Source organism: Sporosarcina sp. QA0331, from assembly GCF_055808055.1.
Map to the genome: position 1 here is coordinate 1442597 of NZ_CM147850.1, position 22396 is coordinate 1464992.

12 protein-coding genes, 17 tRNA genes, 2 rRNA genes and 2 pseudogenes are annotated in these 22396 nt (G+C 43.7%); all 33 read left to right on the forward strand.

What is annotated here, in order from left to right:
* Window positions 1-324 precede the first annotated feature (324 nt).
* Window positions 325-3258 (forward strand): 23S ribosomal RNA (locus tag AC0L13_RS06910).
* 87 nt (window positions 3259-3345) lie between these two features.
* Window positions 3346-3461 (forward strand): 5S ribosomal RNA (gene rrf, locus AC0L13_RS06915).
* A 234-nt stretch (window positions 3462-3695) separates the two neighbouring features.
* Window positions 3696-3771: transfer RNA gene (locus tag AC0L13_RS06920), tRNA-Val, on the forward strand.
* A gap of 25 nt (window positions 3772-3796) precedes the next feature.
* Window positions 3797-3872, forward strand: a tRNA-Thr gene (locus AC0L13_RS06925).
* A 6-nt stretch (window positions 3873-3878) separates the two neighbouring features.
* A tRNA-Lys gene (locus AC0L13_RS06930) sits at window positions 3879-3954 on the forward strand.
* Between the two features lie 28 nt (window positions 3955-3982).
* Window positions 3983-4064: transfer RNA gene (locus tag AC0L13_RS06935), tRNA-Leu, on the forward strand.
* Between the two features lie 56 nt (window positions 4065-4120).
* Window positions 4121-4197 (forward strand) — tRNA-Arg (locus tag AC0L13_RS06940).
* A gap of 85 nt (window positions 4198-4282) precedes the next feature.
* Window positions 4283-4358, forward strand: a tRNA-Ala gene (locus AC0L13_RS06945).
* Between the two features lie 23 nt (window positions 4359-4381).
* Window positions 4382-4455 (forward strand) — tRNA-Met (locus AC0L13_RS06950).
* Window positions 4456-4466: 11 nt separating this feature from the next.
* Window positions 4467-4532: transfer RNA gene (locus AC0L13_RS06955), tRNA-Ile, on the forward strand.
* A 23-nt stretch (window positions 4533-4555) separates the two neighbouring features.
* Window positions 4556-4648 (forward strand) — tRNA-Ser (locus tag AC0L13_RS06960).
* Between the two features lie 59 nt (window positions 4649-4707).
* Window positions 4708-4782 (forward strand) — tRNA-Met (locus AC0L13_RS06965).
* A 4-nt stretch (window positions 4783-4786) separates the two neighbouring features.
* A tRNA-Asp gene (locus AC0L13_RS06970) sits at window positions 4787-4862 on the forward strand.
* A gap of 86 nt (window positions 4863-4948) precedes the next feature.
* Window positions 4949-5024, forward strand: a tRNA-Phe gene (locus AC0L13_RS06975).
* 6 nt (window positions 5025-5030) lie between these two features.
* Window positions 5031-5104, forward strand: a tRNA-Gly gene (locus tag AC0L13_RS06980).
* A 1-nt stretch (window position 5105) separates the two neighbouring features.
* Window positions 5106-5182, forward strand: a tRNA-Ile gene (locus tag AC0L13_RS06985).
* Between the two features lie 3 nt (window positions 5183-5185).
* Window positions 5186-5260, forward strand: a tRNA-Asn gene (locus AC0L13_RS06990).
* A gap of 9 nt (window positions 5261-5269) precedes the next feature.
* Window positions 5270-5360, forward strand: a tRNA-Ser gene (locus tag AC0L13_RS06995).
* Window positions 5361-5374: 14 nt separating this feature from the next.
* Window positions 5375-5446, forward strand: a tRNA-Glu gene (locus AC0L13_RS07000).
* Window positions 5447-5920: 474 nt separating this feature from the next.
* The gene (locus tag AC0L13_RS07005; RefSeq protein ID WP_473645303.1) at window positions 5921-6271 is read left to right on the forward strand and encodes a hypothetical protein; all 351 of its coding nucleotides are present in this window, start codon (window positions 5921-5923) and stop codon (window positions 6269-6271) included.
* Between the two features lie 856 nt (window positions 6272-7127).
* A complete protein-coding gene (locus AC0L13_RS07010; protein WP_473645305.1) occupies window positions 7128-8423 on the forward strand; it encodes an ATP-binding protein in 1296 nt (431 codons plus the stop codon).
* On the forward strand, window positions 8405-9289 hold the full coding sequence (locus AC0L13_RS07015; RefSeq protein ID WP_473645308.1) for a response regulator: 885 nt from the start codon (window positions 8405-8407) through the stop codon (window positions 9287-9289). The genes AC0L13_RS07010 and AC0L13_RS07015 overlap by 19 nt, the downstream gene beginning before the upstream one ends.
* Window positions 9290-9432: 143 nt before the next feature.
* Window positions 9433-10713, forward strand: coding sequence for a cation:dicarboxylate symporter family transporter (locus AC0L13_RS07020; protein ID WP_473645310.1), 1281 nt, complete (start codon window positions 9433-9435; stop codon window positions 10711-10713).
* Between the two features lie 196 nt (window positions 10714-10909).
* On the forward strand, window positions 10910-11260 hold the full coding sequence (locus tag AC0L13_RS07025) for a VOC family protein (protein ID WP_473645312.1): 351 nt from the start codon (window positions 10910-10912) through the stop codon (window positions 11258-11260).
* Window positions 11261-11313: 53 nt separating this feature from the next.
* A pseudogene (locus AC0L13_RS07030) lies at window positions 11314-11448 on the forward strand (LLM class flavin-dependent oxidoreductase); the annotation flags it as partial.
* A pseudogene (locus tag AC0L13_RS07035) lies at window positions 11434-11694 on the forward strand (FMN reductase); the annotation flags it as partial. The pseudogenes AC0L13_RS07030 and AC0L13_RS07035, both read left to right, overlap by 15 nt.
* Before the next feature lie 555 nt (window positions 11695-12249).
* The gene (locus tag AC0L13_RS07040; protein WP_473645313.1) at window positions 12250-13896 is read left to right on the forward strand and encodes a sensor domain-containing protein; all 1647 of its coding nucleotides are present in this window, start codon (window positions 12250-12252) and stop codon (window positions 13894-13896) included.
* Window positions 13897-14036: 140 nt separating this feature from the next.
* The gene (locus tag AC0L13_RS07045) at window positions 14037-15014 is read left to right on the forward strand and encodes a tetratricopeptide repeat protein (RefSeq protein ID WP_473645315.1); all 978 of its coding nucleotides are present in this window, start codon (window positions 14037-14039) and stop codon (window positions 15012-15014) included.
* A 110-nt stretch (window positions 15015-15124) separates the two neighbouring features.
* Entirely contained in the window at window positions 15125-16411 is a 1287-nt protein-coding gene (tig, locus tag AC0L13_RS07050) for a trigger factor (protein WP_473645317.1), read from the forward strand.
* A gap of 146 nt (window positions 16412-16557) precedes the next feature.
* Window positions 16558-17826, forward strand: coding sequence for an ATP-dependent protease ATP-binding subunit ClpX (gene clpX / locus AC0L13_RS07055; protein ID WP_473645318.1), 1269 nt, complete (start codon window positions 16558-16560; stop codon window positions 17824-17826).
* 121 nt (window positions 17827-17947) lie between these two features.
* Window positions 17948-20272, forward strand: coding sequence for an endopeptidase La (gene lon / locus AC0L13_RS07060; protein ID WP_473645320.1), 2325 nt, complete (start codon window positions 17948-17950; stop codon window positions 20270-20272).
* Window positions 20269-20850, forward strand: a complete 582-nt coding sequence (gene yihA, locus AC0L13_RS07065) for a ribosome biogenesis GTP-binding protein YihA/YsxC (RefSeq protein WP_473645321.1) — start codon at window positions 20269-20271, stop codon at window positions 20848-20850. Before lon ends, yihA begins: the two co-directional genes overlap by 4 nt.
* 190 nt (window positions 20851-21040) lie before the next feature.
* On the forward strand, window positions 21041-22375 hold the full coding sequence (gene hemA, locus AC0L13_RS07070) for a glutamyl-tRNA reductase (protein WP_473645324.1): 1335 nt from the start codon (window positions 21041-21043) through the stop codon (window positions 22373-22375).
* Window positions 22376-22396: the final 21 nt, after the last annotated feature.

The following is a 22396-nucleotide window of genomic DNA, read 5'->3' on the forward strand; positions in this document are numbered from 1 at the left end:
CATACGTTGACGTTTTGCGTTCAGTTTTGAAGGTTCATCTTCTGATGACCTTTCAAAACCTTGTTCTTTGAAAACTGGATAAAACGACATTGAAGCAACAAAACATCAAGTAATCAACCGAGTCGATCACTTTTGTGATTGAACAATACTTTTTTAACGAGTAGATTGTGTGCTTATCGCTAAGTACCACTACTCACCCGAGGATTGCGAGAAGCGAGCAGGACGAGGAAGCGACCGAACAAGGACCGGAGCGTGCTTACGCACGTGAGGACCGGAGTGAAGGAGCTGACAAAGTAATGCGAAGCTTATCGAAATCCGTATAAAGGTTAAGTTAGAAAGGGCGCACGGCGGATGCCTTGGCACTAGGAGCCTATGAAGGACGGCACTAACACCGATATGCTTCGGGGAGCTGTAAGTAAGCTGTGATCCGAAGATTTCCGAATGGGGAAACCCACTGCCCGTAATGGGGCAGTACGTTCACGTGAATACATAGCGTGAACGAGGCACACCCGGAGAACTGAAACATCTAAGTACCCGGAGGAAGAGAAAGAAACATCGATTCCCTTAGTAGCGGCGAGCGAAACGGGAAGAGCCCAAACCAGGAAGCTTGCTTCCTGGGGTTGTAGGACACTCTATACGGAGTTACAAAGGGACGGATTAGACGAAGCGGCCTGGAAAGGTCCGCCATAGCGGGTAAAAGCCCCGTAGTCGAAAGTTCGTCCTCTCCAGAGTGGATCCTGAGTACGGCGGAACACGTGAAATTCCGTCGGAATCCGGGAGGACCATCTCCCAAGGCTAAATACTCCCTAGTGACCGATAGTGAACCAGTACCGTGAGGGAAAGGTGAAAAGCACCCCGGAAGGGGAGTGAAAGAGAACCTGAAACCGTGTGCCTACAAGTTGTCAGAGCCCGTTAATGGGTGATGGCGTGCCTTTTGTAGAATGAACCGGCGAGTTACGATTCCATGCAAGGTTAAGCAGCGAATGCGGAGCCGCAGCGAAAGCGAGTCTGAATAGGGCGAATGAGTATGGGGTCGTAGACCCGAAACCAGGTGATCTACCCATGTCCAGGGTGAAGGTAAGGTAACACTTACTGGAGGCCCGAACCCACGTACGTTGAAAAGTGCGGGGATGAGGTGTGGGTAGCGGTGAAATTCCAATCGAACCTGGAGATAGCTGGTTCTCTCCGAAATAGCTTTAGGGCTAGCCTCAAACGAAAGAATCTCGGAGGTAGAGCACTGTTTGGACTAGGGGCCCATCCCGGGTTACCGAATTCAGACAAACTCCGAATGCCGATGATTTATGTTTGGGAGTCAGACTGCGGGTGATAAGATCCGTAGTCGAGAGGGAAACAGCCCAGACCGCCAGTTAAGGTCCCCAAGTATCCGTTGAGTGGAAAAGGATGTGGCGCTGCCCAGACAACCAGGATGTTGGCTTAGAAGCAGCCACCATTTAAAGAGTGCGTAATAGCTCACTGGTCGAGTGGCGCTGCGCCGAAAATGTACCGGGGCTAAACGGATCACCGAAACTGCGGATTGACACCTATGGTGTCAGTGGTAGGAGAGCGTTCCAAGGGCGTCGAAGCCAGATCGTAAGGACTGGTGGAGCGCTTGGAAGTGAGAATGCCGGTATGAGTAGCGAAAGAAGGGTGAGAATCCCTTCCACCGAATGCCTAAGGTTTCCTGAGGAAGGCTCGTCCGCTCAGGGTTAGTCGGGACCTAAGTCGAGGCCGAAAGGCGTAGACGATGGATAACAGGTTGATATTCCTGTACCACCTCCCCGCCGTTATCAGCAATGGGGGGACGCAGAAGGATAGGGTGAGCGCGCTGTTGGTCATGCGCGTCCAAGCAGTGAGGTGTGGAACGAGGCAAATCCCGTTCCTATAACATTGAGCTGTGATGGCAAGGGGAATTGTCCCCGGAGTCCCTGATTTCACACTGCCAAGAAAAGCCTCTAGCGAGGCGGGAGGTGCCCGTACCGCAAACCGACACAGGTAGGCGAGGAGAGAATCCTAAGGTGATCGAGAGAACTCTCGTTAAGGAACTCGGCAAAATGACCCCGTAACTTCGGGAGAAGGGGTGCTCTGGTAGGGTGTTAAAGCCCGAGAGAGCCGCAGTGAATAGGCCCAGGCGACTGTTTAGCAAAAACACAGGTCTCTGCAAAACCGTAAGGTGACGTATAGGGGCTGACGCCTGCCCGGTGCTGGAAGGTTAAGAGGAGAGGTCAGCGCAAGCGAAGCTTCGAATTGAAGCCCCAGTAAACGGCGGCCGTAACTATAACGGTCCTAAGGTAGCGAAATTCCTTGTCGGGTAAGTTCCGACCCGCACGAAAGGCGTAACGATCTGGGCACTGTCTCAACGAGAGACTCGGTGAAATTATAATATGCGTGAAGATGCGCATTACCCGCGACAGGACGGAAAGACCCCGTGGAGCTTTACTGTAGCCTGATATTGAATTCCGGTGCAGCCTGTACAGGATAGGTAGGAGCCTTGGAATCCGGAGCGCCAGCTTCGGAGGAGGCAATGGTGGGATACTACCCTGGCTGTATTGGACTTCTAACCCTTGCCCGTGATCCGGGCAGGAGACAGTGTCAGGTGGGCAGTTTGACTGGGGCGGTCGCCTCCTAAAGTGTAACGGAGGCGCCCAAAGGTTCCCTCAGAATGGTTGGACATCATTCGTAGAGTGCAAAGGCATAAGGGAGCTTGACTGCGAGACCTACAAGTCGAGCAGGGTCGAAAGACGGGCTTAGTGATCCGGTGGTTCCGCATGGAAGGGCCATCGCTCAACGGATAAAAGCTACCCCGGGGATAACAGGCTTATCTCCCCCAAGAGTCCACATCGACGGGGAGGTTTGGCACCTCGATGTCGGCTCATCGCATCCTGGGGCTGTAGTCGGTCCCAAGGGTTGGGCTGTTCGCCCATTAAAGCGGTACGCGAGCTGGGTTCAGAACGTCGTGAGACAGTTCGGTCCCTATCCGTCGCGGGCGCAGGAAATTTGAGAGGAGCTGTCCTTAGTACGAGAGGACCGGGATGGACACACCGCTGGTGTACCAGTTGTCTTGCCAAAGGCATCGCTGGGTAGCTATGTGTGGACGGGATAAATGCTGAAAGCATCTAAGCATGAAGCCCCCCTCAAGATGAGATTTCCCATTACATTTGTAAGTAAGATCCCTCAAAGAAGATGAGGTGGATAGGTCCGGGGTGGAAGCGTGGCGACACGTGCAGCTGACGGATACTAATCGATCGAGGACTTAACCTTATCAGTTAAGAAGTACGGTTGAACTTGAGTTCAGCAACAATGTTGGTTTTATCCGGTTTTGAACGAACAAGCATCGTTCATACATAGTCTGGTGACGAAGGCGAAGAGGTCACACCCGTTCCCATACCGAACACGGAAGTTAAGCTCTTCAGCGCCGATGGTAGTAGGGGGCTTCCCCCTGTGAGAGTAGGACGTCGCCGGGCTAACCAATTCATTACATAAGCTAGTCGAAGACGAATAGGACTGTACAAGTGTACTTAACTGAACGTGCGAAGATGATGCAGTGATGAGAAGCTTATTGCGACTCTCCGTTTAAAGTGGGAGAAGCAAGCAGGTCGCGGAAGCGATTGAAGGAAAGAGGGAGCGTACTTCAGTACGTGACCGAGTGAGTGAATGAAGCTGACAAAGAGATGCGCAGCTTATCACACTTTAAACATGGAGGATTAGCTCAGCTGGGAGAGCACCTGCCTTACAAGCAGGGGGTCGGCGGTTCGAACCCGTCATCCTCCACCATATCGTTTTAATTTACGTATTATGTGCCTGTGTAGCTCAATTGGTAGAGCAACTGACTTGTAATCAGTAGGTTGAGGGTTCAAGTCCTTTCGCCGGCACCACATTTTGAGCCATTAGCTCAGTCGGTAGAGCATCTGACTTTTAATCAGAGGGTCGCAGGTTCGAATCCTGCATGGCTCACCATTTTTACTGTTTGACTTTTATATGATATGCGGGTGTGGTGGAACTGGCAGACACGCTAGACTTAGGATCTAGTGCCGTAAGGCGTGGGGGTTCGACTCCCTTCACCCGCACTCTCAATGCAGTACGATTTATTTCTAATTCTCGGAATCAGTTATTACGTTATATAGCGCCCGTAGCTCAATTGGATAGAGCGTCTGACTACGGATCAGAAGGTTATGGGTTCGACTCCTGTCGGGCGCGCCATTTACATTATTTCGAGAAGTAGCTCAGCTTGGTAGGGACCAAGGGGGCGCAGGTTCGAATAAATCCTGAATCCCAATCAATTCATGGGGCCTTAGCTCAGCTGGGAGAGCGCCTGCCTTGCACGCAGGAGGTCAGCGGTTCGATCCCGCTAGGCTCCACCAATAAACGCTTATATCAAGATTCTGGCGGCGTAGCTCAGCTGGCTAGAGCGTACGGTTCATACCCGTAAGGTCGGGGGTTCGATCCCCTCTGCCGCCATCTTATAGTGCTTTTAGCTCGGTTGGTAGAGCAGTCGGCCTATAACCGTCTAATCACAGGTTCAAATCTTGTGAAATTCATCAGTATCTATATTTTTCACGGAGGAATACCCAAGCCTGGCTGAAGGGATCGGTCTTGAAAACCGACAGGGGTGTTAAAGCCCGCGGGGGTTCGAATCCCTCTTCCTCCGCCATTATTTTAAAACAAACATACAATTTACGTAAGATTTATAGTTCCTACAACTAACATTATCGCGGGGTGGAGCAGTGGCAGCTCGTCGGGCTCATAACCCGAAGGTCGCAGGTTCAAATCCTGCCCCCGCAACCAAAATGGTCCCGTGGTGTAGCGGTTAACATGCCTGCCTGTCACGCAGGAGATCGCCGGTTCGATCCCGGTCGGGACCGCCATTTATTTCATTACATAGTATTTACGATTTGATGATTGCGGATTTCTAAGTAACTCTATAGAAATTATCAGCTTTCTATGTCAATGTGGCTCAGTAGCTCAGTCGGTAGAGCAAAGGACTGAAAATCCTTGTGTCGGCGGTTCGATTCCGTCCTGAGCCACCATTCCTTGCGGGTGTAGTTTAGTGGTAAAACCTCAGCCTTCCAAGCTGATGATGAGGGTTCGATTCCCTTCACCCGCTCCATGGGCCTATAGCTCAGCTGGTTAGAGCGCACGCCTGATAAGCGTGAGGTCGGTGGTTCGAGTCCACTTAGGCCCACCATATTCCGCAGTAGCTCAGTGGTAGAGCAATCGGCTGTTAACCGATCGGTCGTAGGTTCGAGTCCTACCTGCGGAGCCAATTTTATACGGGGAAGTACTCAAGAGGCTCAAGAGGCGCCCCTGCTAAGGGCGTAGGTCGCGAAAGCGGTGCGAGGGTTCGAATCCCTCCTTCTCCGCCATAAGTTCATCAGTTGGCCCCTTGGTCAAGCGGTTAAGACACCGCCCTTTCACGGCGGTAACACGGGTTCGAATCCCGTAGGGGTCATACAATAAAAAATATCCTATCAAGTTATTCATAAACTTGATAGGATATTTTTTTTTCCATCCAAGCCTGTCTAAAATAACAGGATTTTTGAACTAGCTATCCTGTACATGAATTCATATCAGCAAGTCGTTCCATAGTGCCGTTGGTGTTCAGGCAAGTCCTAACAAGATCAAATGAGGAAGTCGGATTTTGCTTTGTGCTTCCACCACTATTAAATAAAGGTATACGGAATGAAAAGTGTAAGGAATTTCTGACTGATAGGTTATAATTCTATTGATTAAATGAAGGGCATAGTTTTTCATGTGGCTACAAGACAATCACACACTATTATCAGTACTATACTATTTGCTAAACAGTCCTATTCAATTAGATTCCTATTGGTCACTCAGAATAGCTGAAGGGATTAGTAATAATAGATAATACGGGAGAGTGGTTGTCATTACAGTAACGAAACATCCGAATGATTCAAGATAAATGAAGTTGAGGCGAATTAGTGGCTATGGAGCAGCCTTAGCAGTTACGCCATATTTACTAATTAAAATCATTTGGACTTTTGGTCTGTTCCTGCCGACTGAGCAAATGGGTGAACCGAGTTGGCGAATAATTAACGATGTCACTGCAGTTCTTGCAGCAAATGGTATAGCGTTGGCAATAGCGTTTTGCAGGCCATTGGGTGAGAGGCTTCCTGCGTGGATTGTAGCTTTGCCTATATGGATGGTGTACAGGATTGCTCGTGCCGATGCTGTTATTAGCACAATTCTTGGTCCAGCGGCAATTATTAAGGATCAAGAGGCTGGTGCCGCAGATATCTGGATATTTGAGTAGGTATTTGATTATATTCCTTTTTTGGTATAGGAATCTTTCTTCCAATCGCCTTGGCAGGTTACGTAAAGGCAAGATGGCCTGAAGCTCTTGGCGGCAAAATTTACTACCGAGAGCAGCCTGGAAACACTCTTTAATTACAGAAAACTTTGGCTGTAATCGTAGCTTTCGGTTGTATTCTCCTTGGAGTCGTCAAATTGTACGGGGCTGCTGGCGGTACGATTGGCATAGATCCTACCTATATTGATGCATGATCGTGATTTATGGTGGCATCTGCTATCGTTGAGTGTAGTGTATGGTCTCTTGAGGCGCTTATGGCATACTAGTTTTGACATACCGCCGTGGATCCAAGCGGTTCCTACTTCCGATGATGTAACCTGGATTTCATCGGAAATGCTCATTACAAATGACCTCTCTTCCGCTTTAACCGCTACTCGGCTCGATGCTTTACCTTCCCTAGAATATCCCGTAGTACTGGTGCGCTTGACCCGGACAGGCATCGTTTGGGTGTGATAATGGGAATGCTTCTTCTTCTGATATTGCATGATCGCCGTCTAGCGATACGTGGTAATTTAGATGATATTGGTAAACTTGTATATCGAATCTAACAACAATTAGAAGATAAAAGTGGCCGTAAACGTTGGTATTAAGCTTTTACGGCCACCTTTTTTTTTGTAGAAGTGTTCGAGAGAAGAGGCAACTACTATAGAATCTCTATACTTTCTAAATAAATAATGGAATCAAGGATAGTCACAGTTGTATCGCTTTTTCTTTTTAACATAGTACGTTAAAAAACGATTAATTATTTGTCGTGCTATAATTTCTCTAGAAGATTAATTTTAATCACAGGAGATATTGTATGTTACCTAAGCATGTAACCCAAAAAGATTATAAAATAGATGCGGCGGCTTTATTATTGACTGCTTTGCTGACAGCGGCCGCAGGGGAGTTAAAACTTATTCCGTTCTACGGAGAGACATTCCGTTTCAGTTTAGGCACGATTACTTTTTTTCTGCTTCTCCTCATACGACCTGCAGGCTCTTTACTGTTGACAGGTCTAGTTACAGGCTTGACTGTCGTTGTCTTCCGAGTCAGCTTTGATATGACGGCGACGCCTGCGACTTTCTTGGAAAGCTTCCGAAATCATTTGCCTGTCTTGTTGTATTATATTGTCTTTACGTTAGGCTTCCATATCGTTCGTCTTGACAACTACCGGTCGGCACCGCTTTTGTTAGGGGCATTTGCGGTACTGTTTGAGTTTATAGGCAACGGTGTAGAAAATGTCATGCGCATATGGTTGCTGAACCGTGAAGCCCTCATGTGGAAAGATTGGGTGTTGCTAGGCGGCGTGGCCACACTTCGTAGTTTTTTTGTCGTAGGATTATATAGTTCTTTCATGTTGTCTGAGCAAAAAAAGCGCATGAAGGAAATGCTTGGAATTGGTTCGAATTTGTATGCGGAGTCGCTTTATTTACAGAAGTCGATGAATCATATTGAGCAAGTGACAGCTGCAAGCCATGATTTGTATCGGAAATTAAAACAAAACGAATTGCATGACTTAAGTGTGCAGGCACTTGCCATTGCACAAGAAATCCATGAAGTGAAAAAAGACTCTCAACGCATACTGTCAGGATTGTCTGCAATTACGAAAGAAACGAGTACGGAGCGCTTTTTATTATCCGATCTGTTTGATATCGTTATCACATCGAATCGTAGATATAGCGACTTATTGAAACGCAAGGTCGATTTCCGTTTAAAGATGATGGTTGATTTTGAAACGAATCAGCATATCCCGCTTTTGGCGTTATTGAATAACTTGACAGCCAATGCCGTTGAGTCGATCGCTACCACGGGTATTGTTGCCTTTCAAGTGACTGAGGAAGCGGATAATCTATGGATTAAGATCCAGGACACAGGTAAAGGCATTCGAAAAGAGGATATCCCTATTCTATTTGAACCGGGGTACACGACGAAGTTTAATGAACAAGGAGTGGCGGCAACAGGCATCGGCCTTTCCCACGTTAAACAAATCATTCAAATGCTGCGGGGGGAAATCCAGATTGAAACACCAGAAGAAGGAACGATCTTTCAAATTCGGATCCCTTCTCATATTATTCGAAAGGAAGGTGATGAAACGTGCGTTATTTCATCGTAGATGATGATTTAGCATGCCGGCGGATGCTGGAGCAAATTATTAATGAAGAAGGGCTTGGTTATGTGGCTGGCGATGCAGAAACTGGGTTGAAAGCAATTACGCCCGTTCTTTCTACACAACCGGACGTCGTATTGATCGACTTCCTCATGCCTGCACTTGATGGGATTGAAACGATGGAGCAATTGAGAAATCAAGGTTTCCAAGGGCAATTCATCATGATTTCTCAAATTGAAAATAAGGAAATGGTCGGCGAAGCATATGAAAAAGGTGTAGAGTTCTTTATTCATAAGCCGATTAATCGTGTGGAAGTGCGCAGTATTTTAATGAAGACGAAGGAGAACTATCAACTTCAAAAATCGTTGCAAACGATTCGTGACTCGCTCGCGAATATCGGCGCACCTTTAGAACAACCAAAACGAAAAAGTGTTAATGATATCGTTCGATCCATTTTGAATGATATGGGAATTATCGGTGAAACGGGAAGCGATGACATCGTGGCGATTATGGAGATTCTAATGAACCGCCAAGATCGGATAGCGCTATTGCCCCATTTAAAAGATTTGTATGAGTCGGTTGCTCGAGGAATGCAAAATGTCGATGTTGCGAAAGAAAGTAAAGCGATTGAACAGCGGATTCGACGAACAATCGTCGCAGCAGTCAACAACTTAGCATCAATGGGAGTTGTCGATTATACATCGCCTCAATTCGAATATTATGCACCACGCTATTTTGACTTCCAGGACATACGCCTCCGCATGAAGCAAATCGAAGAAGATCTTCCAACACCCGCCCGCGTGAAAATCAATATTAAGAAGTTCCTGCAAGTGCTTTATATTGAAACGGAAGAAATGTATACGAAGCTTTAACAGTATGACCGATTTTTATGAACATTCGACAGTCGGAAAAAATGTTTCTATGATTTGTCGGATTTTGTAGGATTCAGTAAGACCTCCTTACACTAATGAAAGTGAAGAAAACGCTTTCAATGGCAAAAGAGGGAGGCAACTAGATGAAAAAGAAATTTAGAATTCCATTAGCTTATCAAATACTTATCGGATTAATAGCAGGGATTATCGTTGGGGCAATCTTTTATGGCCACCCCGGAATAGAAACGTATTTACAGCCGCTAGGTACAATCTTTATTAATATGATTAAAATGATTGTTGTGCCAATCATCGTCTCGACGTTGATCGTTGGGGTTGCAGGTACTGGCGATTTGAAACAATTAGGCAAACTTGGCGGAAAGACAATGATCTATTTCCAAGTTGTTTCATTAGTCGCGATTATCGTTGGTTTATCTGCAGCAAATATTTTCAAACCAGGTGAAGGCATTGATATGTCGACATTGGCAAAAGGCGATATTGACTCATATGTCCAAACGACTGAAAGTGTCCAAAACGAAGGATTTATGGATGTCCTAGTCGGCATCGTTCCAAGCAACATTATTCAGTCGATGGCATCGGCTGATATGCTTGCAGTTATCTTTTTCTCCGTATTATTCGGATTAGGAGTCGCTTCCATTGGGGAACGTGGAAAGCCTGTACTTGCCTTTTTCCAAGGTACTGCAGATGCGATGTTCTGGGTAACAAACCTGATTATGAAATTTGCTCCGATCGGTGTATTTGGTTTGATCGGTGTAACTGTTTCGAAATTTGGACTCGAATCATTAGTGCCGCTCGGTAAATTGATGATTCTTGTGTACGCAACTATGATTTTCTTTGTCATCGTCATACTAGGCGGAATTGCGAAGATTGTTGGTTCAAGTATCTTCAGCATTATTAAACTGTTGAAAGATGAACTTATTTTAGCTTATTCGACATCCAGTTCTGAAACTGTTTTGCCGAAGCTTATGGAGAAAATGCAGAAATTCGGTTCTCCGAAAGACATCGTGTCGTTTGTTATACCTACAGGTTACTCCTTCAACTTGGATGGCTCGACATTATACCAGGCACTTGCAGCGATCTTTATCGCCCAAATGTATGGCATCGATTTGAGCGTTATGGAACAGGTCACATTAGTTTTAGTACTGATGGTTACTTCTAATGGTATTGCTGGTGTACCTGGCGTTTCCTTCGTAGTATTGCTTGCAACGCTTGGCACAGTAGGAATTCCTTTAGAAGGACTTGCATTCATCGCTGGTGTTGACCGACTGCTCGATATGGGACGTACAGTAGTTAACGTTCTTGGGAATGCATTGGCTACAGTGGTTATGGCTAAGTGGGAAGGTCGCTTCCGAACAGAAGACAATAGCAAACATACACCGGTGGACCCGGTTGGTGAATCAATTTAATTGTACAAGCAGTAATTAAATACAAAAGAACGACTGGAAACTTTGTTATATCAATGTTTCCGGTCGTTCTTTGTTTGATTGTTAGGAAGTTGTATTTACGTTATTCGATAAGTACAATGGAAATACAAGTGAGATTGCGGCGGGTGATGCAAACAAAGCAGCAGGTATACATTATTTATGAATAGGGGTTAGTAAAATGAAAATTAGAGGTTTTGGTGGGGTCTTTTTGAGATCTAAGGATATATATGTATTAAAAAAATGGTATGAAGAAACACTTCAGATTTCAATGAATGATTGGAATGGCAGTATTATAAAACCGGATGCAGATAACGAAACGGTATTTTCTCTTTTCGAAGAGGGGAGTAGTTATTTTCCAGTAGAACAGCCCGTTATGTTTAATTTCCAAGTCGAAAACATTGAGGGGTGGCTGGAGCACTTCGAGAAAATTGGAGTACCACTTGTAAAAGAACCTGAAAAAAGTGAGTATGGGACATTTGTTTGGATTTCTGATCCAGAAGGAAGATGGATTGAGATTTGGGAGAAATAATAAACAGCGGATCGCCAGTATAGTACGGGCGTCCGCTGTTTCTTCATTGATTAGCGAGCAAATTGGCAGAACAAGCAGGGATTGATGTGTTTGGCGTCGGAGAAAGTCATCAAACATACTTTACAACACAAGCCCATACTGTCGTGCTTGGTGCTATTGCACAAGCAACTAGCAAGGTTGAAATCACAATTGTGACAGCCGGTACAGCCAAGCATTATTTAATGGTCGAGCAACAATTAAAACCAATTTTAGCGTATATGAAAGCTCACAACGTTCTAACGTTTGTATTTATTGAGGAGAAAGATTTTTCACGTAAAGAAATCGTGAATGATGATATTCTTTTCCGTTTAGACCGGTTAGTCGAAGATACGGTTATGACAGTCGAAGCTTATGAGTTCATCCGTGCGAAAAAAGACGAAGAATATGACTTTTAATGATATATATAAGGATGGCATTAACCTTAGTAAAGTCGAAGGTAAATGCCATCCTTATTTTCGTTTAACAATACATTTCATTACTTTCATTGTTGCAAAGCTCGATTGCATTTTTAAGCAACCGTATATCAGAATATATAATTGATCTTAATCTATCAGGACATCTCATGACATCCCTCTGTAATTTTTGAATTTCAATTTCCAATAAATATAATGCTTTTATGACACTCACCCCTCTATGGCTTATATACCCACTTTTCGATAGGGTCAAACAGCCTAACAAAAAAACGATAATAGGTGTTATAGACTATCCGTGGTGTTACGAGTGGAATGATTGATAAATTTCTTAGAAATAAAGGTTGATAGAAGTGGAAAGATGGGTATGTATATAATATAAAGTATTACTAACAAACAGTAAAAGGACGGCTCAATATGTCGAAAATAAAGGCAGGGAAGAGGTTATGGTATAACTCCTCCCTGCTTATTATTTGTCATGTAATACAGTCCTTTTTACCAGCCATAGTCACGTAGTCATTAATAGAAGGAGTAATACAAATGGAAAGTTTAATTAAAGGGATTCCGAATGAAATGTATCAATCCATGTTAATTCATAGTCCCGATCCTATCTTTCTAATAGGAGAAAAAGGAAAAATGTTTTATGTAAATTCAGCAGCTACGGACTTATTTGGCTACTCTTCTTCCGAATGGGAAGACATTAACTTACGAAAGATTATTGACCCAAAATTCATGGATGAAGCAGCTCACTTTTTCGCTAAAACAATGAACGGGGAATATTGTTCCTATAGCGTGAGTGCCTACGATAAAAAGGGGAAGTCACTTCATTTGCAAGTGAAAAATATACCGTTATTTATTAATACACAGAAAACGAAAAATATAATGATTATCGTTAATGATGTTACCGAACTCGTTGAAACGAAGAATGCATTGCAAAAAACAGCACAACAATTAGGGTTCTTTTACGAGTCGTCGGCAGAAGCGATGGATATTATCGATTTGGATGGCAATGTCTTGCAGGTGAATAAAGCCTTTGAGGAAATGTATGGATGGAAAGAGGAAGAAATAGTAGGGAAACCGATGCCGACAATCCCAGTGGAACGAATGGAACAAGTGAAAAGAGACCGTGCACTTGTATTGAAAGGCCTAAGCATTAAAGGGTTGGAAGTGGATTGTTATAAAAAGGATGGCACATTGATACCTGTCAGTATTACGTTATCTCCCCTTCATGATGACCAAGGCAATGTTATCGCATTTTCAGGAATCTCACGTGATATTTCCGAGAGAAAACGATACGAAGAGGCATTGATACGCAGTGAAGAAAAATATCGTTTAATTGCCGAAAACATGACGGATCTCGTCACAATTGTAGATGCAAAAGGAGTCATCATCTATGCATCGCCTTCCACAACTCGGGTTTTAGGATTTCCATTGGAATACTATGATAGGAAAAATGCCTTCAATATAATCCATCCGGAAGATCTACCAGAGGTCAAAAAGTTGTTCTTTTCTTTATTCCGTTCAAAAGGCTCTGCTGATATGGAGTTTAGGTATGAACATAAAAAGAAAGAATGGATATGGCTTGAAGCGAAAGGATCTTATTTTGTAGATGAAGAAAAGGGTGAAGGTTTTGTACTGGTCGTCTCCCGTGTCATCGAAGAAAAAAAGATGATGCGTGAAAAATTGACGCAAATGGCATTCCATGACGAATTGACAGGATTGCCGAATCGGAGACTATTCCAAGAAATCATGCGCCAAACATTGAAAGAAGCTAAACGGAATAAAGAAAAATGTACTTTGTTATATATGGATATTGATGAATTTAAATGGGTGAATGATCAACTTGGCCATTCCGTCGGTGATGAGTTGTTGAAACAGTTTTCTAAAAAGGTTAGACTTTCGCTTCGTGAAAGTGATGTATTTGTTCGTCAAGGCGGAGACGAATTTCTCGTCCTTCTTCCTAATACGGATGAAAATGAAGCGATAACGATTGGAAAACGAATTTTAGATAGCTTGCAGGAATTATGGCAAATCGGAGAACACTCATTTACAACGACTTCAAGTATTGGCATCGCGGCGTACCCAAAAGACGGCATTTCAATGGATGAATTAATTGGAAATGCAGACAGTGCATTATACAAAGCGAAAGAAAACGGTCGGAACACATATAGGACTTACTCTAATTAAAATTGGGTTGACAAAAAAGTTGTATGAACGACTTTGTTGTCAACTTTTTAATACATACTTATATAATCTGAAGTGAATAATTCATTTCCGGTTGGAAAATGCTATATGTTATAGTGGATGGATGAAAGAAGGTGAATCCAGTGAGGCATAGATATGGAAGGCTAATTAAAAAGGATAACATCGTCGTGTTTCCTGGTGCCTTGGAACGGCTGATCGAAAAAGGATTGGATGCAGTAGAAGATACCGACTACGCGGAAGCTGTTGAAGCGTTCGGACAGGCGTACCATTTCGACCCTGACAACACCCGATTATTGGCGCCTTACGCAGTTTCATTGTACGAAACAAAAAACTTCCCATTGGCGAAAGAAGTGGCAACAAAACTATTACATAGCGGAACGACGGATTATCTTGACGCCATGGAATTGTATTTAGCAATTAGTATTCAACTTCAGGATTACGAAGAAGTCGAAATGACGATTGAAACTCTCCTAGATGAAGGTATCGTCCCACCCGACACAGTGAAGAAATTCAACTATTTACGGGACTTGAATAAAAGACTCTCCTATAGATATATACGTGAAGAAAGAGAACCCAAAAAACATGACTTGTTCACATTAGATGAATTCGTGCAAGAAACAACTGAAACACAGCAGAAAATGCTTGCAGTTTTTGAAAATAGCGAGTTAGATCAGACTATCAAAAAACTCCTAGCGCAAATTGTCGGAACGGAAAACTTGCATCCGATCGTCAAAACATATGCACTTGTTCTTCTACGTGATTCAGGATTTGAAAAGGAAGTGACAGTCCGGAAATTTGGGTATTCAAAAACTGTCATTCCTGCAGATCTCGAACTTCCGAGTCAAGATGAACGTTCGATTGATGTAGTGAATCAGATAGGAGAGCTATTTGAGAAAGACCCAACTAGGATGCAAATGGCGATTGATGCAAGTCTGCGTTATGGAATCATTGCCTATCCTTTTTGTTGGGATGGATTTACAGCTTGTGAAGTTGCCGATGCGTATACAGAATACATAGAAAGCATGTTCACTGGTGAGCCGGTTACTGACACGGAATTGAATTCTTTGATCAGATCTGTCGATGAACAGACAGATAGATGATATGCAGGAAATCTGTTGAAAGATCGAAAGTCTATGATATACTGTAATGGTTGTAAATAGCGTATAAACGTGAGAAAATATATTGGTCATTATGATTCGGAGGTATTAACATGTCTGTTAAATGGGAAAAAGAAGAAGGAAATAAAGGGACGCTTACAGTTGAAGTTCCTGCTGAAACAGTAGACGCAGCAATCGACGAAGCATTCAAGAAAGTTGTAAAGAAAGTTCAAGCGCCTGGCTTCCGTAAAGGAAAAATGCCTCGCAAAATGTTCGAAAGAATGTATGGTGTAGAAGCGCTTTATAACGATGCTCTAGATATCATCCTTCCAGAAGCGTATTCAAACGCTCTTGACGAAGCTGACGTAGAGCCGATCGCTCAACCAGAAATCGAAATCGATGAAATGGAAAAAGGCAAAGCTTTAGTATTCAAAGCACATGTCACATTGAAGCCAGAAGTGAAGCTTGGAGACTATAAAGGCCTAGAAGTGACACGTCAGGAAACTGAAGTGACAGACGAAGAAATCGAACAGCAATTAAAAGATCGCCAGACAGCATTAGCTGAAATGGTTGTAAAGGAAGACGGCGCTGTTGAAAACGGCGATACTGTCAACCTCGACTTCGAAGGATTCGTCGATGGCGAAGCGTTCGAAGGCGGTAAAGCTGAAGGATACGACCTTGAAATCGGTTCTGGTTCATTCATCCCAGGATTCGAAGAGCAAGTCGTCGGTATGAAACAAGGCGAAGAAAAAGACGTTGAAGTCACTTTCCCTGAAGAGTACCATGCAACAGAATTGGCTGGAAAACCTGCTGTATTTAAAGTAAAAGTACATGAAATCAAATCGAAGGAAGTTCCAGAGCTTGATGATGAGCTTGCAAAGGAAATCGATGAGAGTGTCGAGAGCCTTGAAGAACTTCGCACAAAAATGAAAGAACAGACTGAACAAGATAAGAAAGGCGCATCTGAAACAGCAATGCGTGACGATCTTGTAGAAGCTGCAGCAAGAAACGCTGAAATCGATATCCCTGAAGTAATGATTGATTCCGAAGTGGACCGCATGATGGATGAGTTTGGACAACGTCTACAAATGCAAGGCATGAACCTTGACTTGTACTTCCAATTCTCAGGTCAAGATGAAGCTGCATTGCGCGCGCAAATGAGAGACGATGCACTTAGCCGTGTCCGTGTTTCCTTGACGCTTGAAGCAATCGGCGCTGCTGAGGGTATCGAAGTGACTGAAGAGGAAATCAATGCTGAGCTTGAAAAAATGTCTGAACAATTTGGTATGGAAGTTGACCAAATTAAACAAACACTAGGCGGAACAAGAGTACTTGAAAACGACTTGCGTTTCAACAAGACAGTTGAATTCCTAGTTGAAAATGCAAAAGTCACTGAATAATGGGTAATGAAAAATACAAGGTGCGGGTTTCCGTGCCTTGTTTTTCATAGGCGAGGATTTTTGGGAAAGCATAGTAGAGCAGTTCTAAATAGTTGATAAAAACGGGGGAATCTTGTAAGATTGTCACTTGAATAGGGGTGAGCTTGATGTTCAAATTTAATGATGAAAAAGATAATTTAAGTTGTTCTTTTTGTGGTAAAACCCAAGACCAAGTACGAAAACTCGTTGCAGGTCAGGGTGTTTATATTTGTGATGAGTGTGTTGAACTTTGTGCGGAAATCGTCGAGGAAGAAGTAGGCCTTGATGAACACTTCGAGCTGAAGGATGTTCCGAAACCACGTGAAATCCAAGGCATTTTAGATGAATATATTATCGGCCAAGATCGAGCTAAGAAATCATTGGCTGTTGCAGTTTACAACCACTACAAACGTATCAATACAAATAGCAAGGTTGACGATGTGGAAATTGCAAAATCGAATATCGTCTTAATTGGACCTACTGGTAGCGGTAAAACGTTGTTGGCGCAAACATTGGCGCGTATTCTCGACGTTCCTTTCGCTATTGCAGACGCAACTTCATTGACAGAAGCGGGTTATGTCGGTGAAGACGTTGAAAATATTTTATTGAAATTGATCCAAGCCGCAGATTTCGATATCGAACGTGCTGAAAAAGGGATCATCTATATTGACGAAATCGATAAAGTTGCCCGTAAGTCGGAAAACGCATCGATTACGCGTGATGTATCGGGTGAAGGTGTACAGCAAGCCCTCTTGAAAATTCTAGAAGGCACGGTTGCAAGCGTTCCACCGCAAGGCGGCCGTAAACATCCACACCAAGAATTCTTGCAAATCGATACGACTAATATCCTGTTCATCGTCGGCGGAGCATTCGATGGAATGGAAGAAATCATTAAACGCCGTACAGGGCAAAAAGTTATCGGTTTTGGCACGAATGCAGATGAGGAATTAAAAGAGGAAGCGTCCTTGCTTTCAAAACTGATTCCAGAAGATCTACAACGTTTCGGACTGATTCCAGAGTTCATCGGCCGTTTGCCAGTTATTGCAACATTAGAGCAATTGGACGAAGCGACTCTTTATCAAATCCTTACAGTTCCGAAAAATGCAATCGTTAAACAGTACCAGAAGATGGTTGAATTGGATGGCGTTACATTGCGCTTTGAAGAGGATGCTCTTATGGAAATTGCCAAGGAAGCGATTGAACGGAAGACGGGCGCACGTGGATTGCGTTCCATTATCGAAAACATCATGTTGGATATCATGTATGAGCTTCCATCACTTGATGAAGTGACAGAATGTATCATTACGAAAGATTCCGTCCTGAAAAAGTCAAGTCCGATCCTTTATCGAGAAGATGGAACACAGTTAGATCTCGATCAAGAGAAGAATACGGCCTGAAAATTGGAGGGATAAAGCTGACTCCGACGGAGCGATACATTCGCTCATCGGTTGTCGGCTTTTTCCACCTTATATGATTTGTACATAATGGATATACATAACTTATGGAGGTGACTTCCGCATGCCAAATCAAGAAAAGCTGAACGTGCCTTTATTGCCTTTGCGCGGGATGTTGGTTTACCCGACGATGGTTTTACATATTGACGTCGGGAGAGAGCGCTCCGTATTCGCGGTAGAACATGCAATTGCAAACGGCAATTACATCATGCTTGCTTCACAGAAAGATACGAGCGTGGAAAATCCGGAAGCTAATGACTTATACCAAATTGGTCTCTTGGCTTATGTAAAGTCATTGACTGAACTGAACAATGGAACGTACCGTCTCTATATCGAAGGCATTGAACGGGCGGAATGGTCTAATTATGAAGAGGCGGATCTCTACCCAGTTGTTGATGTGAAAAGAATTCCTGATGATACAGAAGTGGATGCGGAATGTATCGCCCTAATGCGGATTTTATTACCTTATTTTGAGAACTACACTAATTATTCAGCAAAGGTGTCACAAGAGACATTCGATTCCATTGCTACAATTGAAGAGCCGGGCAGATTTGCAGATATGATCGCTTCCCATCTTCCACTAAAATTATCTGCTAAACAAGAAATACTGGAAATTACTGATGTAAAAAAGCGTTTGGAATTTCTGATCAATAAATTGCATGATGAACAAGCGATCCTTGCGTTGGAACGGAAAATTAACGCTCGTGTGAAAGAAGCGATGGAACGGACGCAGAAGGAATTTTATCTTCGTGAGCAGATGAAAGCTATTCAGAAAGAACTTGGCGACAAAGATGGAAAAAGTATTGAAGTCGTGGAGCTCACGAAAAAAATTGAAGAAGCGGGCATGCCCGAAAATGTGAAACAAATAGCATTTAGGGAATTGGATCGCTATGAAAAGGCTCACTCTGCCTCCGCTGAAAGTGGAGTGATCCGGAATTATATCGATTGGCTCATCGCTTTACCATGGTCTGATGCATCGAAGGATCAATTGGATATTAAAAGGTCCGAGGAAATATTGAACCGCGACCATGAAGGTCTTGATTCAGTCAAGGAACGTATTTTGGAATACCTTGCTGTCCGCCAAATGACGAAATCATTGCGTGGACCGATTCTATGTCTTGATGGACCACCAGGGGTCGGGAAAACTTCACTTGCTCGTTCGATTGCAGAATCATTGGACCGTAAATTTGTCCGGATTTCACTTGGCGGCGTACGTGATGAATCTGAAATAAGAGGGCATCGTCGTACATATGTCGGTGCAATGCCAGGACGTATCATTCAAGGTATGAAAAAAGCTGGCAAGATTAATCCTGTTTTCCTGCTTGATGAAATAGATAAGATGTCCAATGACTTCAGAGGAGATCCGTCCTCGGCCATGCTGGAAGTTCTAGATCCTGAACAGAACTCGACGTTCAGCGATCACTATATTGAAGAGCCATATGATTTGTCGAATGTTTTATTCATCGCTACTTCCAATGATTTAAGTTCCATTCCTGGACCTTTACGGGACCGCATGGAAATCATTTCGATTCCGGGATATACTGAACTGGAAAAGCGGTCTATTGCGAAAAACCATCTTATTCCGAAACAGTTGAAAGAGCACGGATTAACAAAATCACAAGTCCGTTTTAGCGACGATGCAATCCGGAATATTGTCCGTTATTATACACGTGAAGCCGGCGTCCGGGGGTTGGAGAGGGAAATTGCGAGGATTTGCAGGAGAGCGGCAAAGCAGATCGTAACCGGAGAAAAGAAAAGTATTACGGTCAGCGTAAAAACTCTCGATGCACTGTTAGGCAAGAAAAGACACACTTATGGACAAGCAGAAAAGAAAAATCAGGTCGGTGTTGCAACTGGTTTAGCATATACGACTGTCGGAGGGGATACACTTCAAATCGAGGTTTCATTGTCTCCCGGCAAAGGTAAACTCATATTGACGGGTAAATTGGGTGATGTCATGAAGGAGTCCGCGCAAACTGCGTTGTCGTATGTTAGATCAAAGGCTGTGGATTTTCATATTAATCCTAATTTCCACGAATCGAACGATATCCATATTCACGTTCCGGAAGGCGCTGTCCCGAAAGATGGCCCATCTGCAGGAGTGACAATTGCGACTGCCCTCGTTTCGGCGTTAACAAAACGTCCGATCAGGCGGGAAGTTGGTATGACAGGCGAAATCACGCTCCGTGGCAGAGTGCTGCCAATCGGCGGAGTGAAGGAAAAGTCTTTAAGCGCACATCGCGCAGGCTTGACGACAATTATTTTGCCAATTGCAAACGAAAGAGACATCGAAGATATACCAGAAAGTGTGCGTAATGAGCTTACATTCAAGCTTGTCTCAGATGCTGAGGAAGTATTGGCGTACGCATTGGAGGAGGCTTCCGAATGAAAGTCAATCAAGTTGAAATGATTATGAGCGCAGTAAAACCTGAGCAATACCCGGATGACGGCTTCCCGGAATTTGCACTGGCTGGCCGTTCGAACGTTGGGAAATCTTCGTTCATCAATAAAATGATCGGAAGAAAAAGCTTGGCTCGTACATCTTCGAAGCCGGGTAAAACCCAAACGTTGAACTTTTACAAAATCGAAGAAAAATTATTTTTCGTCGATGTACCTGGCTATGGGTATGCAAAAGTATCGAAATCGGAACGGGAAGCTTGGGGAAAGATGATTGAAAGGTATTTAACGGGACGTGAACAACTTCGCGCCGTCGTTCTTATCGTTGATCTTCGTCATCCACCAAGTGCTGATGATTGTATTATGTATGACTTCTTAGGTCATTACGATATCCCTACAATCGTTATCGCGACAAAAGCGGATAAAATTCCGAAAGGCAAATGGGAAAAACATAAGAAAATCGTGAGAAATGAATTGAATATGCGAGCTGGAGATCCTTTAGTCCTTTTCTCTTCTGAAAAAGGGATTGGAATGGATGAGGCGTGGCGTGAAATAGAAAATAGAATGTAATGGAAATCCGGATGAGATCTACGTTCATCCGGATTTTAGATTAAGCGAACCTTATTACATTAGAATTATTACAAAAACAGGGAATGAACCGTTGATAATTCAAGAGTTAGTCACAAAATTGTCCGTTATAAAAAGCATGATATGTTATAATCGTATATGTTAAAAAGAACGGGAGAGGTGTGAACACCTTATGTATACTATCGTGGTCGGTGTCAACCACCGAACAGCTCCAGTAGAAATCAGGGAGAAATTATCTTTTGTAGAGGCTGAACTGCCAAAGGCTATGGAAGCTTTGCAAAAAGAGAAGAGTATTTTGGAAAATGTCATCATATCTACGTGCAATCGTACTGAAATATATGCAGTGGCGGATCAAATCCATACTGGCCGTTATTATGTAAAACGGTTTTTAGCGGATTGGTTCGACATGGAGCTTGAGGAATTATCCCCTCATTTGCTCATTTATGAAAATGATGCAGCTATTGAACATTTAATGCGTGTATCAGCAGGCATCGATTCGATGGTGCTAGGTGAAACGCAAATTTTAGGACAAGTACGCAACAGCTTCCTGGAAGGGCAAAACATCGGAACGACAGGAACAGTCTTCAATGAATTGTTCAAAAAGTCGATTACACTTGCGAAAAGGGCACATTCAGAAACTGCTATCGCAGATAATGCTGTTTCTGTATCTTATGCCGCAGTCGAGCTTGGCAAGAAAATCTTTGGTTCATTGAATAATAAGCATATTGCCATTCTTGGTGCAGGGAAGATGGGCGAATTGGCCATTAAAAACTTGCACGGCAGCGGAGCAGGAAAAGTGACAGTCGTCAACCGTACATTGTCGAAGGCGGAAGAAATGGCGAAGCAATTCGGAGGCGTAGCGAAGCCAATGCAGGAATTACAATGCACGTTATTGGAAGCCGATGTTTTAATCAGCTCAACGGGTGCAACCGATTTTGTCATTGATTTCGAATTGATGCAATACGTCGAGAAGCTCCGTAAAGGAAAGCCGATTTTCATGGTCGATATCGCGGTGCCTCGAGACTTGGATCCTAGAATTGGCGACTTGCCGAATGTTTTCCTTTATGACATTGATGACTTGCAAGGAATCGTCGAAGCGAACTTGGCGGAGCGTAAACGCGCTGCGGAAGAAATAGGTTTGATGATTGAAGAAGAAGTTGTCGACTTCAAGGAATGGATTGCGACGCTTGGTGTTGTGCCGCTCATTTCTGCATTACGTGAAAAAGCACTCTCAATCCAAGCGGAAACAATGGCAAGTATTGAAAATAAAATGCCGAACTTAACGGAACGTGAAAAGAAATTATTGAACAAACATACGAAGTCGATCGTCAATCAAATGCTGAAAGATCCGATCTTGCAAGCTAAAGAGCTGGCACTGGATGAAAAGGCAGCAGAAAAATTGACCTTGTTCAAGCAAATATTCGGATTGGCTGATGACGCGGAAGAGGAAGTCGTCCATGCGAAAGCCCAATCCATTGTCAAATCGCCTAATTTAGCCGAGGCGTAATTAATTAGTTTTAGATTCTTG